General features: G+C 68.0%; 12 protein-coding genes. 3 read left to right on the top strand and 9 right to left on the bottom strand.

Annotated elements, in window-relative coordinates:
* Nucleotides 1-10 precede the first annotated feature (10 nt).
* From HMPREF9006_RS09605 to HMPREF9006_RS09595, 3 genes are read right to left on the bottom strand one after another with little or no spacing between them, the layout of a single operon-like run.
* Nucleotides 11-907, bottom strand: coding sequence for a type II secretion system F family protein (locus HMPREF9006_RS09605; protein WP_009213406.1), 897 nt, complete (start codon nt 905-907; stop codon nt 11-13).
* The gene (locus HMPREF9006_RS09600; RefSeq protein ID WP_198002555.1) at nt 904-1,770 is read right to left on the bottom strand and encodes a type II secretion system F family protein; all 867 of its coding nucleotides are present in this window, start codon (nt 1,768-1,770) and stop codon (nt 904-906) included. Before HMPREF9006_RS09600 ends, HMPREF9006_RS09605 begins: the two co-directional genes overlap by 4 nt.
* A complete protein-coding gene (locus HMPREF9006_RS09595; protein ID WP_009213404.1) occupies nt 1,767-2,981 on the bottom strand; it encodes a CpaF family protein in 1,215 nt (404 codons plus the stop codon). The genes HMPREF9006_RS09600 and HMPREF9006_RS09595 overlap by 4 nt, the downstream gene beginning before the upstream one ends.
* Nucleotides 2,982-3,124: 143 nt before the next feature.
* On the opposite strand from HMPREF9006_RS09595, the gene HMPREF9006_RS09590 reads away from it, so the two are divergent.
* Entirely contained in the window at nt 3,125-4,291 is a 1,167-nt protein-coding gene (locus HMPREF9006_RS09590; protein WP_009213403.1) for a phosphotransferase, read from the top strand.
* Between the two features lie 140 nt (nt 4,292-4,431).
* On the opposite strand, the gene HMPREF9006_RS09585 is transcribed toward HMPREF9006_RS09590, so the two are convergent.
* Genes HMPREF9006_RS09585 through rfbA form a run of 3 tightly spaced genes read right to left on the bottom strand, consistent with a single transcriptional unit; the run spans nt 4,432 to nt 6,458 of the window.
* Complete coding sequence (locus HMPREF9006_RS09585; RefSeq protein ID WP_009213402.1) at nt 4,432-4,833, bottom strand: DUF2304 domain-containing protein; 402 nt, start codon at nt 4,831-4,833, stop codon at nt 4,432-4,434.
* Nucleotides 4,830-5,585 carry a glycosyltransferase family 2 protein gene (locus HMPREF9006_RS09580; protein ID WP_009213401.1) on the bottom strand — a complete coding sequence of 252 codons (756 nt, stop codon included), beginning with the start codon at nt 5,583-5,585 and terminating at the stop codon, nt 4,830-4,832. The genes HMPREF9006_RS09585 and HMPREF9006_RS09580 overlap by 4 nt, the downstream gene beginning before the upstream one ends.
* On the bottom strand, nt 5,586-6,458 hold the full coding sequence (gene rfbA, locus HMPREF9006_RS09575; RefSeq protein WP_009213400.1) for a glucose-1-phosphate thymidylyltransferase RfbA: 873 nt from the start codon (nt 6,456-6,458) through the stop codon (nt 5,586-5,588).
* Nucleotides 6,459-6,653: 195 nt separating this feature from the next.
* Here rfbA and HMPREF9006_RS09570 point away from each other — a divergent pair, with 195 nt between their 5' ends.
* The gene (locus HMPREF9006_RS09570; protein WP_009213399.1) at nt 6,654-8,081 is read left to right on the top strand and encodes a sugar nucleotide-binding protein; all 1,428 of its coding nucleotides are present in this window, start codon (nt 6,654-6,656) and stop codon (nt 8,079-8,081) included.
* Between the two features lie 281 nt (nt 8,082-8,362).
* Here HMPREF9006_RS09570 and HMPREF9006_RS09565 read toward each other — a convergent pair whose 3' ends face one another.
* The 3 genes from HMPREF9006_RS09565 to HMPREF9006_RS09555 form a co-directional block, all read right to left on the bottom strand.
* Nucleotides 8,363-10,408, bottom strand: coding sequence for an N-acetylmuramoyl-L-alanine amidase (locus HMPREF9006_RS09565; RefSeq protein ID WP_034232428.1), 2,046 nt, complete (start codon nt 10,406-10,408; stop codon nt 8,363-8,365).
* Nucleotides 10,409-10,585: 177 nt separating this feature from the next.
* Nucleotides 10,586-11,821, bottom strand: a complete 1,236-nt coding sequence (locus HMPREF9006_RS09560) for a glycosyltransferase (RefSeq protein WP_009213397.1) — start codon at nt 11,819-11,821, stop codon at nt 10,586-10,588.
* The gene (locus tag HMPREF9006_RS09555; protein ID WP_034232426.1) at nt 11,815-13,119 is read right to left on the bottom strand and encodes a nucleotide sugar dehydrogenase; all 1,305 of its coding nucleotides are present in this window, start codon (nt 13,117-13,119) and stop codon (nt 11,815-11,817) included. Before HMPREF9006_RS09555 ends, HMPREF9006_RS09560 begins: the two co-directional genes overlap by 7 nt.
* Here HMPREF9006_RS09555 and HMPREF9006_RS09550 point away from each other — a divergent pair.
* Nucleotides 13,112-14,326 (top strand): glycosyltransferase, encoded by a 1,215-nt coding sequence (locus tag HMPREF9006_RS09550; protein WP_034232423.1) that lies wholly within the window; start codon nt 13,112-13,114, stop codon nt 14,324-14,326. The two genes, HMPREF9006_RS09555 and HMPREF9006_RS09550, sit on opposite strands and share 8 nt — an antisense overlap.
* Nucleotides 14,327-14,341: the final 15 nt, after the last annotated feature.

Below are 14,341 nucleotides of genomic sequence, written 5' to 3'. Positions count from 1 at the left end.
CTTCCTTTCTTCACGGGGTGAAATCCAAAGCGATGAGTCCCGGATAGAGGGCGAACATGACGGTGACGGGAAGGATGAGAAAGACCACCGGTAGGAGCATTGCGATCTCGCGGCGCCCTCCCTCCTCCATGAGGGAGGCCAGGGAACGTTCCCTCTGGTCGCGCGCCTGGTCGTGCAAAACGGAGGCCAGGGGCGATCCTCGCTCGATCGCGGTCGTGAGGGTGCGGCTGAGCCGAGTCAGGGAGGGAGAATCCGTGCGCTCAACGAGCTCCGCCAGGGCGCGCACGGAGGGCGTACCGTTGCGGATGTGCGCCGACGTGAGAGCCAGCTCGGATCCGAGCGGCCCACCCGCGCACCCCGCAACCCTCTCGATTGCCGCGGGGATCGATTCCCCAGCTGCGACGGCAAGAGCGAGAAGCTCCGCGCAGTCCGGTACCGCCGCGTCAATCGCCCTCTGGCGCCTGCGTGCCTTGATCGACAGCGCCCGATCCATCGCCGTCACTGCGAGCAGGGCGGCGACGAGGGCGCATGCGCACAGGGAAACGAGTGAGGAGCGCAATGAGGCGGCGGATCGAAGCGTGAGCAACGCGCACGATAGGACGAGCCCCACGATGGCGGCGAGCGCCTGACGCAGCCGAAACACCGGCACATCCATGTTCATGCCCGCGAGCGACAGCCTCCTCGCAACCGACTCGCTGGTCGAGCCCATCGACTCCAGCGCCGTGCTGCAGCAGCGGCGGATCCACGCCCCGAGGGCCGACGGACGAGTGTCACTGACGCGCCCCTGCGCGACCCGCGTGACGAAGGAAGGACGCCGATCCAGCCACGCCATCACAATGCACGCAATTCCGGAGGCTGCCAGGGCGGAGACAACGGCATCGACGGCGCGCGCGGCCCACGGATTCATTTCTCTCCCCCCAGGTTCCTCGGATCCGCGCTGAGTCGTCCCAGCGCCTTCATCGCCAGGTAGGCAACCACGCACATTCCCGCGCCCGCACACAGGACCGCGATGCCACCCGGAGAATTCCACACGGCGGCGCTGCCTCCGCCTCCGGACAGAAGCAGAAGCACCACCCACGGGGCGGCGAGGCCGAGGCGCGCCGCCCCGACGGTCCACGACTGTCGTGCTTCGAGTTCGCCGCGCACTCGCGCGTCCTCGCGAAGGAGGGAAGCAAGGTCTTGGAGGAGGCGCGTGAGGTCTGCTCCGCCCACCGATCGGGCGATGCGCAGCGCCTCGACAATCCGGTCGGCGACGGGGTCTCGGACCTCGTCCTTCATGCGATCCAACGCCGACGCGAAACGACCGTTGGCGCTGTAGTCGCGCGAGAAGGCGTCGAACGCGAAGCGCAGGGGCTGGGGACCCTCGTCTGCGAGCTCGCACAGGACCTGGGGCAGAGAGGTTCCGGCGCGCACTCCCGAAACCATCGCATCGACGACCTCAGGCCAGGCGGCGCGCACGGTCTTGGCGTGGGCGGCCACCCGGGAGACGACCCACGCGTAAGGAAGGAAGGCAACACCGAGGGCAACGATGAGGGCGACCGGCCAGGCGCCTGTCAGCGCGAGGATCGCAACCCAGACGACCGCGCCGACGACAAGACTCAGCGCCACCAGGCGCGCGGCACTCAGCCCGGGCACCCGGGCGCGCGAGACCTCCTCGCTCAGCCGCCTCCACGGCCCCCAGCTCCTGCGCACGGGGGCCGGGGCAAACCACGGGGAGGCCACCAGGACGAGGCCAATGCCGCACACGAGTCCGCACACGATCGCTATCACGCTCGCCCCCATTCCAGCAGGGAGGCCAGGTCGAAGCCGGCCGCCGTGAAGCGCTCGTGCATGTCCAGACCTCCGTGCCCGCGCTCGCAGCGCGAGGAGTCGAAGGTGAACAGCGTGGAGGTTTCGATTCTGTCTCCTTCGACCCGTCCGGGCACGGCGAGAACCTCGGAGACGTGGCGGTGCCCGCCAGCGCTTCGCTCCACGTGGCACACGAGGTCGATCGAGGAGGCGAGGGTGGGGGTCACGAAGCCGGTCGTCACGTTCTCACCGGCCAGGAGAGGCAGGATGGAGAGCTTGTCGAGGGCTTCGCGCGCGGAGTTCGCGTGAACGGTCGCCATCCCTGGTACTCCCGCGTTGAGCGCCACGAGGAGGTCGAGCGCCTCGGGACCGCGCACCTCGCCGACTATCAAGCATTCGGGGCGCATGCGCAGCGATTCCCGTACCAGGTCACGCAGGGTGACTTCGCCCGTCCCCTCGGCGCCAGCGGGCCTGGTCTGCATGGCGACGTGATCCCAGTTGGCCAGGCCGAGCTCGAAAACCTCCTCGCAGGAGATCACGCGCCTGGATCTCGGGAGTTCACCCGCGAGCGCTCGCAGCAGCGTCGTCTTGCCCGCCTGGGTGCCTCCGGACACCACAACGGATAGGCCCACGCACACGGCGGCGGCCAGAAAGTCCCTCATCGGGGGCGCGATCATGTCGACCGCGACGAGGTCGTCGAGCGTTCGGGCACGCTGGATGTGCTTGCGTATGTTGACGCTCCAGGACACCCCCGTCACGGGCGGGATCACCACGTGCAGGCGTTCGCCTCCCGCGAGAGTCGCATCCACGAATGGGCTGGACAGGTCGAGCCTGCGGCCAGAGTGGTGCAGCATCCGTTCCACGAGGGCGCGCACGTCCTCGTCCGTGAGGATCAGGCTCGTGAGCTCAGCGACGCCTTCTCGGGCGACAAACACTCGGGAAGCCGAGTTAATCCAGATCTCTTCGACCTCGGGATCGTCCATGAGAGTCTGAAGTGGGCCGAGGCCACAGATGTCGTCGATCAGGTCGGCTTCGACCTCCTGGCGGGAGGAAGGCAGCAGGTCTGGTGCGTGTTCGTCGATCGCGCGGTCGATGAGGGCGCGCACCGCCGCGGGGTTGCGGGCGGCGTCAATGCCTCCCGAAGCCAACCCCTCTCGAACCCGCGCGGCGAGCGCGCGCGTCACGGAATCCATGGCTGCGCCTCCTCGCTGCAGACAACTCCGTTGTGTCGAAAGTAACAGGGTTTCTCGGCAAGGAGCAAGCCCGTCCACTCTCAATCCCCCCAACTCCCGCGCGGGGCCTCCCTCCCGCCCCATCCCCGCGATAGGTTAAAGCAATGACCACCGCAAAAAGCCCACTCGAACTGGCGGCGCTTGCCACAGCCGCCGTGCCCGGCATGCGGGTGACCGCGCTGCGCCCCCCGTCTTACAGTGACGAGCTCGCCTCCGTCACCGGAATCGAGGACTCCGCGGGGAACCGGTGGATCGTCACCTGCCCGCACCAGGAGGTGTCGGGCCCCGCACTCGAGGCAACCTCGGGGATTCTCGAGCGCCTCGGAGCCGCGCACGACCACGACTACATCCCCTTCGATGTCCCCCGCCTGGCGGGGCATCTCAGGCTTCCGGGCGGAGGCTTTGTCTACGTCCACCGCGATCCGGGAGGCCACGAGCCCGCGGCGTCGGACCTGGATCACGATCCCCTCCTGCCCGCCTCACTCGGACGGGCGCTCGCCGCCCTTCACAACCTCCCCGAGACTGTCTTCTCCTCGATTGGATTGCCCACGTACACGGCCATCGAATGCCGTGACCGCACCCTCGCTCTTCTCGACGAGGCCGCACGCGAAGTCGCCATCCCCTCATCGCTGTGGAGCCGGTGGGAGGCGGCCCTCGAGGACGTGTCGCTGTGGCGATTCCCCTCGGCGCCCGTCCACGGTGACATCCAGGAACGGTGTCTGTGCGTCGAGCGCGGATCCCTCCTTGCCATCGACGGATGGACGAGCGCGCACGTGGGCGATCCCGCCCTCGACATCTCCTGGATCCTCGCCAGCGCGAGCGACGAGTTCTTGGAACGTTTCCGCGAGGCCTACGGCCACGAGCGACGCGCGACCGACCTGCACATCTTCACGCGCGCCCAGCTCATGGGCGAGATCGCGTTGGTGCGCTGGCTGGTTCACGGCATTCACGCCGAGGACTCCTCCGTCGTCGACGAGGCGCGCTCCATGATCGCTGATCTCGCGTCCGACCTCGGCGGCGAACCACTGCTCCCCTCCCACGCATCATCCGTGGGGCACCGCTCCTCGCCGATGGGTGGCGAGGCCTCTTCCCACCCCTCGACCTGCGGGCAGGGCGAGGAGACGCTCCCCGAGGGCCTGGAGACGGAGGAAACCGCCGCGGCCTCCGGGCCCGGCTCGGCCCTGTCCCGCAAGCTCGCCGAGGGCGAGGTTGATCCGGCAGCACCGACCGAGCGGCTGCGGCTCGGGCCCGACGGGACGCTCATTCCCTAGCGGCGAAGGCCGGCCGCAGGCATCCGTCCGATCCCGCGCGGGGCCCTCGGCGCCGACGGCCGCGGCCACTCGAGAGCGCTCCCGAACGGCCGCGGCCTTCCACAGCGGGTGCTCCGGACGCCCCGGTCCCGGTGATGCGGCTATCGCGGTTCCTCCCCCTCGCCCGGCGCCTGTGCGCCGCCTTCGAGAGCGTCGACGCGTCTGCGCAGATCCTCCACCTGCAGGCGCAGGATCGCCGCCTCCTCGGTCAGGCGTCTGCGGTCCTCATCCGAACGCGACAGGTCAACGGAGAAGCGCAGGGACAGGAGGAGGAGCGCGACGCCCGCGACGAAGAAACCGAGGTTCAGCGGGACAACGACCCCCGTGTGCAGCGCGGTCCACCGCAAGATGCTGGGGAAAATCGACAGGATCAGCGTGAAGAACGCGATGACGTACCACCACAGGCCGTAGCGTTCCTTCAGACCCGAGTTACGCATGGTCATGAACACCGTCACGACGATGATGAGCGCGAAGACCAGGCCGAGCACGTAGGACGGACTCATGCTTCCACCTCCGACGCGGTCGCGATCTTTTCACCCGGACGCGACAAGGACACAACGAGGGCCAGGGTGGCGCGCACCAGGAAGAGCGCGGACTTGATCGGGTTGTGGGAAGGCTCCCCGCCCGCACGCGGGTGCATTTGCACGCCGACCTCGCGCACAACCAGGCGGGAACGGGCGGCGATGACGAGTGCACCAATCGTGTCTCCGAGGTACTCCGCCGGGTAGTTGCGCGCAAAGAGCGACAGCGCGCGCGGCCCGTAGAGCTTGAAACCACTCGTCGTGTCACTCAGTCGCGTGTGGCACACTCGCGACAGGATGAAGGAAAACAGATTCATCGCCCACTTGCGAGGACCGCGCGCCTCGTAGTTCCCCTTGCCCGCAAAGCGTGACCCGATGACGACATCCGCGCCCTCGCGCGATGCGGTGTCGATGAGGGTTTCTATCTCCCCCGGATCGTGCTGCCCATCGGCATCGAGCTGACACGCGTACTGATAGCCGGACCGCCGGGCGTACTGGAAGCCCGCCCGCATCGCACCGCCAACCCCCAGGTTGAGCGGCAGGTCCAGGACGGCCACCCCGGCGGCGCGAGCGATGGACGCCGTCGCGTCCACCGATCCGTCCGAGACAACGAGGATGTCAGCGAAGGAAGGTTTCTCGGCCTTGACCGCCTCGAGGACATCGCCGAGTACCGCCTCCTCATTCCACGCGGGAATGACGATCAGCAGACGCGTTTTCTCGCTGGGACGCCTCACTCAGCGTCCCTCTCGTTCGAGCAACTCGAGCAGGTAGGCTCCGTAACCGGACTTGACCAGGGGTTCCGCGCGCTGACGCAGCCCCTCGTCGTCGATGAAGCCCATGCGCCACGCAACCTCCTCCGGGGCGCCGATCTTCATGCCCTGGCGGGCCTCGACGGTGCGCACGAAGGCGGTGGCATCGGCGAGGGAATCAAAGGTCCCGGTATCCAGCCAAGCGGTTCCTCGGGGGAGGACCTCCACCTTGAGCTTGCCCGCCTCCAGGTACGCGCGGTTGACGTCCGTGATCTCGTACTCGCCGCGCGCGCTGGGCGTCAGGTTGCGGGCGATGTCGACCACGTCATTGTCGTAGAAGTACAACCCGGGGACGGCGTAGTTCGACTTGGGTTGGGCCGGCTTCTCCTCGATCGACAGCGCGTTGAACTCCTCGTCGAACTCGACGACGCCGTACTCGCGGGGGTTGGACACGTGGTAGGCGAAGACCGCACCGCCATCGGGATCGACGTGGCGGCGCAGCTGTGCGCCCATGCCGGGTCCGTAGAAGATGTTGTCGCCCAGCACCAGCGCGGCACTGTCATTGCCGACGTGGTCGGCGCCGAGGACGAACGCCTGCGCCAGGCCGTTGGGTTCGTGCTGGACCGCGTAGGAGATGCTCACACCCAGCTGGCTTCCATCGCCGAGAAGGCGGTGGAACGAGGGAGCGTCGTGCGGCGTGGTGATGACGAGGACCTCGGAAATGCCGGCCAGCATGAGGGTCGACAGGGGGTAGTAGATCATCGGCTTGTCGTAGACGGGGACCAGCTGCTTCGATGTCCCCAAAGTGATCGGGTTGAGCCGGGTTCCCGACCCGCCCGCCAGGATGATGCCTTTCATGATGCCTCCGATTCCCGCGCGACCTCGTGCGGGTCGCGCATCGCTGACAATTATCCCAGTACCTGGGTATTTTTCCACAACTTGCCGCTCCCGTGGGAGGGCGGGCGGGAGTTGGCCGCCATGAATGTACAGATCGGCTAGAATTTGAGTGGAACAGCGCGCTTGCGCGAGGATACCGCACGTAAAGGAAGAAGCATGGCGCCCACCGCTAAGCCACTGGGGATCACCTCCACGCCAATCCCTGGCTTTTTGCGCATTGATGTGACCGTTCACGGCGACAACCGTGGCTGGTTTAAGGAGAACTGGCAGCGGGAGAAGATGGTCGCGCTCGGTCTTCCGGACTTTCATCCCGTCCAGAACAACATCTCCTTCAACGACCAGATCGGGGTGACCCGCGGGATTCACGCGGAGCCGTGGGACAAGTTCGTGTCGGTCGCGACCGGCCGGGTGTTCGGCGCGTGGGTGGATCTGCGCGAGGGCCCGTCGTTCGGTACCGTGTACACGACCATCATCGATCCGGGAGTTGCCGTGTTCGTCCCGCGGGGGGTGGGCAACGCGTATCAGACGCTCGAGCCGAACACGGCCTACACGTATCTGGTCAACGATCACTGGTCGCCGGACGCGCAGTACACTTTCCTGAACCTGGCGGATGAGACCGTTGCCATCGATTGGCCGATTCCACTGGAGCGGGCCATCCTGTCGGAGAAAGACAAGGGGCACCCCCGCCTCGGTGATGTCGCTCCCTTCCCCGCTCCGGTGCCCGCGGGGAGGCGCGCCCTGGTGACGGGGGCGAACGGCCAGCTGGGACGCGAGCTCATGGCGGCCCTTCCCGCGGCCGGTTTCTCCGTGACCGGCGTCGACCTGCCGGAGGTTTCCATTTCCGATGCCCAGCAGGTTGCCGCCCTCCCGTGGGATGACATCGACGTGGTGATCAACGCCGCGGCGTGGACGAACGTTGACGGCGCGGAGACTCCCGAGGGGCGCCGCGCATCCTGGCAAGCGAACGCGACCGGACCGGCTCTGCTGGCGCGCGAGGCAACCGCCCACGGCGTGACGGTGGTGCATATCTCGACGGAGTACGTGTTCGACGGCACGCAGGAGGTCCACGTCGAGGACGAGGCTCCCTCTCCGCTGGGCGTGTACGGCCAGTCGAAGGCGGGCGGTGACGCGGCCGTTGCCTCGACGCCCCGGCACTACATCGTGCGCACCTCCTGGGTCGTGGGCGATGGGAAGAACTTCATCAAAACGATGGCCTCGCTGGCTCGGCAGGGGGTGTCGCCCTCCGTCGTGTCAGACCAGGTTGGCCGACTCACCTTCACCTCGGACCTCGCCGCGGGAATCATTCACCTGCTGACCTCCGACGCACCGTTTGGCACCTACAACCTGTCGGGTGAGGGGCCCGTGATGAGCTGGGCCGAGGTCGCCGCTCGCGTGTTCGAGTTGTGCGGCCGCGAGCGCGCCGACGTGACCTTCGTGACGACCGAGGAGTACTTCGCGGGACGCGACGCGGCTCCCCGTCCTCTCTCCTCCGTCCTGGACCTGAGCAAGATCGAGGCCACCGGCTTCACGCCCGCAGATTCCTCCCGACGCATCGAGGAGTACGTCGCCTCCCTGCGAGGCTGACCTCGACATCGACGAGGCGCGCCCCGGGTACCGAAGGTGCCCGGGGCGCGCGCGTGGCTGCTCGTCGGCGGGACCCACGCACGCGGATAGGTAACAAGCACGCGGATAGCTTAAGAAGTACGCGGATAGGTTAGTAGGCTATCCGCGAGCGAATAACCTATCCGTCTGCGGACAACCTATCCACGAGGGCGCAACAACGCTCATGCAAGGGACATGCAGCATGAGGGGCGGGGGCCGGCCGCGCGTGAATGCGCGGCTGGCCCCCGCCCCGTTAAGAAGACCTAGAAGTAGGCCGCCATCATCGACACCAGGTCCTGGCCGTAGTTCTTGGCTGCCGCCCAACCGGTGTGATTCGGGTTCTCCTGGATTCCCAGGTGCTCGACCACGGAGGCGCCGCCCTTACGCACGTAGGCAAAACGCGGATCGACCACCGGGTTGGCCAGGGACTGCGCGGTCACAGAAGCATCCGCGTAGGCACGCAGGTGCTGCACCTGGGCGCGAATTCCCGTGCGCACGTCCGGGAAACTCGCCCCTTGCGCGCCTCCGCCGACCGCGCCGATGCCAGAGAAGTTGAACTGGCCGATGCTCACGTCACCGCCGAAGCCCAGCCAGCCGGTCTCCTTCATGGACTGGACGAACACGAGCTCGGGGGACACGCCCTCGGCTACGGCTTCGTCGTAGATGATCTCGGCGAAGTCACGGATGGAGGAGGCCCCACCTGCGGCCAGTTCACTCGGGTAAGAGCGGCCCGCGTTCTGCCACGCGCTCACCATCGCGTCAATGGTCTCCGAGCGCGAGGCCATGGGGGCACTCATGATGAGACGCTGGCCATTCGCGTCATGGACGGAGGCGCCGGATGAGGCAGCGGAACCCGCATCCTCGTAGCCCAGCCAGGCTCCCGAAGACGAGAACCTTGATGCGCGCCCCTGAACGACCACTGTTCCCGTCGCCATCGCGCCCGAACTCTGATCGAGCCAGTACCAGGTGGATCCCTGCTGGAGCCAGCCGGTGCTCATCGCGCCCGAGGGCTGCATGTAGTACCAGGTTCCGCCCACGGACAACCAGCCGGTCTTCATCGCACCATCGGAATCGAGGTAGTACCAGGAGTCCCGGTCCTTCAGCCATCCGGTTGCCATGACACCGCTGGGGTGCATGTAGTACCACTGCTTGTCGTCTTCAGTGAGCTGCCAGCCGGTGAGCATGCGCGCATCGTCCTCGAAGAGGTACCACGCGTCGCCGATCTTGGTCCAGCCGACGGCCGCACCGCCGGAGCTACCCAGCCAATACCAGTTGTCGCGGTACGTGAGCCAGCCCGTCGCCATCGCGCCGGAGGAGTCCAGGTAGTACCAGGTGCCTCCCACCCGTTCCCATCCGGTCGCCATGTCTCCGGCCGGGCGCAGGTAGTACCAGGTGCCCTTCTCTTGCTTCCAGCCGGTGACCATCGCGGTGCTCTCATCGAAGAGGTAGAGGCGTCCACTGAGCGTGGCCCATCCTCGGATCGTGCGCCCGTCGGATCCGGCCCAGTACCAGCGCCCGCCAACCTGGAACCAGCCGGTCTTGGCCGCTCCGTTGCTGATAAAGCGCCAGCTGTTGCCGGACTTTTCCCACGTCCCCTTGCTCAGCCCGTATGTATTGGCGATGCCCGTGGCATCCGCGATCCCGAGGGAGCGCACGAAGGCCGGGTCGCGCAGCAGGCCCGCGTCGGAGGAGGAGGTCAGGAAGGCGTGCTCGACGATGATCCCGGGGATGCCGTCCTCGCGCGCCTGACGGTTGATCGCGTAGTAGTCGCCCGTGGAGCCGTCGGGGTAGTCGTAGTAGGGATTGTCTCGCGTCTTGATTCCTCGATCGGCCAGCCCCAGGCTCGTCAGTTCTTGCTGGATGGCGCTGGACAGGGCGCGCCCCTGGGTGTGGGTGGAGTAGTTGTACGACGAGGCGTTGGGGTACCAGACCTCGGCACCCTTGGCCACGGGTGAGCCCGAGTTGAAGTGAATCGACACGAGGGCATCGGCCTTGGCATCGGCGGCCATCTGCACGCGCGCCGCCAGGTCTGCGCTCGTGTTCTCCGAGGGCCTGGTGTCCGTCGTCCGGGTCATGACGACGCGCACGCCGTCGTAGCTTTCCAGCTCTTCCTTGAGCGCCAGAGACACCGCGAGGGTCAGGTCCTTCTCTTTCAGGCCGTTAGCCACAGCTCCGGAGTCGGAGCCCCCGTGTCCGGGGTCGATGGCGATCGTGATGCCTGCTGCCTGAGCCGACGGGACGATGGCTGCGGCGGCGGTGGCCAGGGCCAGGGTGAGCCCGGCGACGAGTGTCCTCCAGGGGGAACGCATGATCATCCTTCATGTTGCCAATGTGTCACTCGTGATTCTAGGTACTTATGTTGTAACTGTAAACATGAAAATAGTTACATTGACGAACAAGCACGAACTCACATCATTGCATGATCGAGTGTGCTACCGCCTGCCGACGGGACACGCGCGTACTCGCCGCCGACCTCGGCGCAACGCTCACACGGCGGAGAGAACCACAGCGGCGGCGGCGCGCGACGACGCCTCAACAGAACGGTTCTCCCGCACCCACGCGCGCGAGCGCACCTCCCCCACCCAGGACACGGTGCCGCGGGCAAACGCCACCATCGCCTCGGCGACCTCGTCGGCATCTAGGCCGCACGCCACCCCCAGGCCGGCCTCCTCGACATCGCGGGCGGCGCGCCCAGGCCCCGCGTAGATCACCGGCGTCCCCTGTGCCAGCGAGGCCAGGATCTTGGTGGGATAGGCGTAGTCGTAGCCGCCAGGGCGCAGCGAGGCCAGCGTCGCGGTCGCCCGAGCCATCCACCGGTCGGCCTCGTTCGCGCTCACCGCTGGAATCATCTGCACTCCCGCCACCGCTCGGGCGCGCCCAGCAAGGTCCTCCCATCCGCTCCCCTGCCCGACGAACACGAGGCGAGCGTCCCCCAGGCGACCCCGCGCGCGTTCGAATGCCTCCACAAACACCTCGGGGGCGAGCCAGGGGGCGACCGTCCCCGCGTACACGAAGACCGGCCCCGAACACCGGGGGAAGGAATCCGGGTACCCGGCTGCGATCTCGCCCGGGACACGCACGCCGTTGGGAACAACCGTCACATCCCGCGCCCCCAGCTCGCGCGCGCGGCGACTCACCCCCGCCGAGACCGCGATCACGCGGTGAGCACCCCTGAGCGCGAAGGATTCCAAGGCGGCGACGGCGCGCACGACAACGCCCGGCACTCCCGCCGCGGATGCCGCGTCCGAGACGACATCCGCGCAGTAGTAGACGTAGGGCACGCGGCGCAGCGCGCACGCCACGCGTACGGCCGCGCCCGTCGTCGGAGGAGGCTCGCACGCCACCACATCCGGCCTCGCCCCGGTGAGCAGGCGCGCCACGAGGGGCAGATCGAAGGAGAGGTAGGAGACGTAGCCACGCACGGCTCCCGTGCGATCACGCAGCACGGGAGCACGCCTCACCTCGACGAGGCCGGCCCCCACCCCGCCCGCCGTCGGCCCCCTCCCCGGGACAGCTGCGTTCCCTCGACGGGTGCTCTGCGAGGACCCGAGCGGGCGGGAGGCCGCTCGGGCACCGTCGCGGGCAACCGAGGGCGCCAGGCGCGAGGTGAGGACGCGCACGCTCGCGCCCGAAGAGACAAGAGATCGGACGAGGGCGCCCAGGCGCAGTGCCGCCGCGGTCGGCTCGGGCGTGAAGGTGCGCGTCGCGAGAGTGACTAGCATCGCGCATCCCCTCCCCCGCCGATGGTGATCCGGGGCGTGCCCACCCACAGGCACGGATCCGTGAGAGAACGACCATCGACGAGGAGGCGCACGCCGGGCAGGTCGGTGGGGCGAAGGGCCGCGTAGGCCGCGTGATCGGCCTGGATGAACGCCACGTCCACGTCCTCACCCAGGTGGTAGGGCTCCCAGCCGAAGGAAGCCAGCTCCTCATCACCGAAGAGGGGATCGTGGACGGCGACGCGGGCTCCGTCGACGCGCGCGGCCTCGACGAGGCCGAAGACCCCCGAGAACGCCGTCTCCTTCACGCCTCCCCGGTAGGCGGCCCCCAGGACAGCCACGCGCAGGCCCGACAGGGATCCGAGCAGCTCGCGCGCGCGTGCCACGGCGTAAGCGGGCATGTCGGCGTTAGCGCGGCGCGCGGCCTTCACGATGGTCGCATCGGGGTCGCCGGCCAGGTACAGGCGCGGATAGACGGGGATGCAGTGGCCGCCCACCGCGATTCCGGGGCGGTGGATGTGGGAGTAGGGCTGGGAATTACAGGCATCAATAACGCGCGCGATGTCGATGCCGACGCGGTCGGCGTAGCGGGCAAACTGATTGGCCAGGCCGATGTTGACGTCACGGTAGGTGGTCTCGGCAAGCTTGGCCATCTCGGCGGCCTCCGCCCCGCCCATGGGCCACACGCCGTTGGGGCGCGGCAAGTCTTCCCTCTCATCGAAGGACAGGACCTCCTCGTAGAAGCGCACGCCGCGTTCCTCCCCGGCCTCGCTCAGGCCTCCCACCAGCTTCGGATAGCGAGAGAGGTCAGCGAACACGCGGCCCGTGAGAACCCGCTCGGGGGAGAAAACAACGTCGAAGTTGCGGCCCTCGCGCAGACCGGAGAGCCCCTCGATAAGGGGGCGATAGCGTCCCCTGGTCGTCCCCACCGGCAGGGTCGTCTCGTAGGAGACGAGAGTTCCCGGGCCGAGGTGGGCGGCCACGGAGCGCGTCGCGGCGTCCATGGTTGAGAAGTCGGGCCTGCCCTCCCCATCCACGACGAGGGGGACCACCATGATGATGGTCTCGGCGCTCGGGATGGCCTCGGCGTAGTCGGTGGTGGCGCGCAGTGCGCCCGAGGCGACCAGCGCAGGCAGGTAGTCGGCCAGGTGGGCCTCCCCCGGGAACGGCTCTTCTCCCCTGTTGACCTGGGCAACCACCGTGGGGTTGATATCCACGCCGACAACCGAGTGTCCCGCGCGCGCGTAGTGTGTCGCCAGCGGCAAACCGATCTTGCCCAAACCGACGACCGCGATGCGCATGTGGTTCCTCTTTCCGTCTCCGGCCTCGTTCATCCCACCCAGTGTAGTGCCCCACGGGTCCTACAATGGCGGCGTGGAAAGCGCCCTCAACCTCCTGCTGTATCCGTCGGACCTGGCCTCGCCCGGCAGGCTCGTGAAGATAGCGCGTTCCCTCTCCCCGCTGTTCACTCGCACGCGCATCGTCGGCATCGATCACTCCCCCCTCCCCGCGCTCGAGGCCGTGGCGCCCTGTGTGCACCTGGAACGCATTCGGGGGGCGCGGGTGGGAGCGCCCCTGGGCGGGATCCGTGTCGTGGGCGTGTGGGGGGCGCGCGTGTACCGGCGCTTTGCCCGCCAGGACGTGGCGGCCGTCTCCGCGCAAAACCTCTTCCTGCTTCCGCTGGCTCACGCCCTGTCTCGGCGCACGGGAGCCATCCTGGCGTACAACGCGCACGAGCTCGAGACCGAGACCGTGGGGTCGACGGGCCTTCGCCGCCGCCTCCAGCGGGCCATCGAGCGCCGGTACATCGCTCGAGCGGACGTCGTGTCGGTGGTCAACGAGTCGATCGCCCGGTGGTATCGCGACACCTACCCGGGCGTGGAGCCGATCGTCGTTACGAACGCGCCGACGGGTCAGCCAGGCGTCATCGACCTGCGTGCCCAGCTCGGGGTGCCCGCCGATGCCCTCCTGTTCCTCCATTCGGGGTATCTCGCCCCTGGGCGCAACATCTCGTTGATCCTTCGCGCGTTCGAGGACGCACCCGGCGCCCACGTGGTCTTCGTCGGCACGGGCGCACTGGCCGACCAGGTCAGGCGCTCCGCGGCGAGTCACGCCAACATCCACCACCTGCCCCCCGTGCCGCCCGACCGTGTGCTTGCGCTGACGCGCGGAGCGGACGTGGCACTGTGCCTCATCGAATCCGGTTGCCTCTCGCACCGCCTCTCCACACCCAACAAGATGATGGAGGCCTTCGCGGCCGGGGTGCCGGTCCTGTGCTCGCCCCTGGCCGAGGCGCGCCGCTATCTGGGCGAGCAGGCGCGGCGCTGGGTGTTGGAGGATCCCGAGCGCGACCTTTCTCGGGTCCTGAGGGAGCTCACGAGAGAGGACATCGCGGCCTTCGCCCCGCCTGCGATCCCGACCTGGGAGGAGGGCGCTGCTCGCCTGCGGGAGGCCTACGAGCGTGCCCTCGCCGCCAAGCGTGCGGGCGGGGAGCCGAGCGCCACATAGGCGCGGGCCTGCCGG

The sequence above is a fragment of the Actinomyces sp. oral taxon 180 str. F0310 genome (assembly GCF_000185285.1).
Classification (GTDB): domain Bacteria; phylum Actinomycetota; class Actinomycetes; order Actinomycetales; family Actinomycetaceae; genus Pauljensenia.
This window is presented reverse-complemented; position numbering and strand designations above follow the sequence as displayed.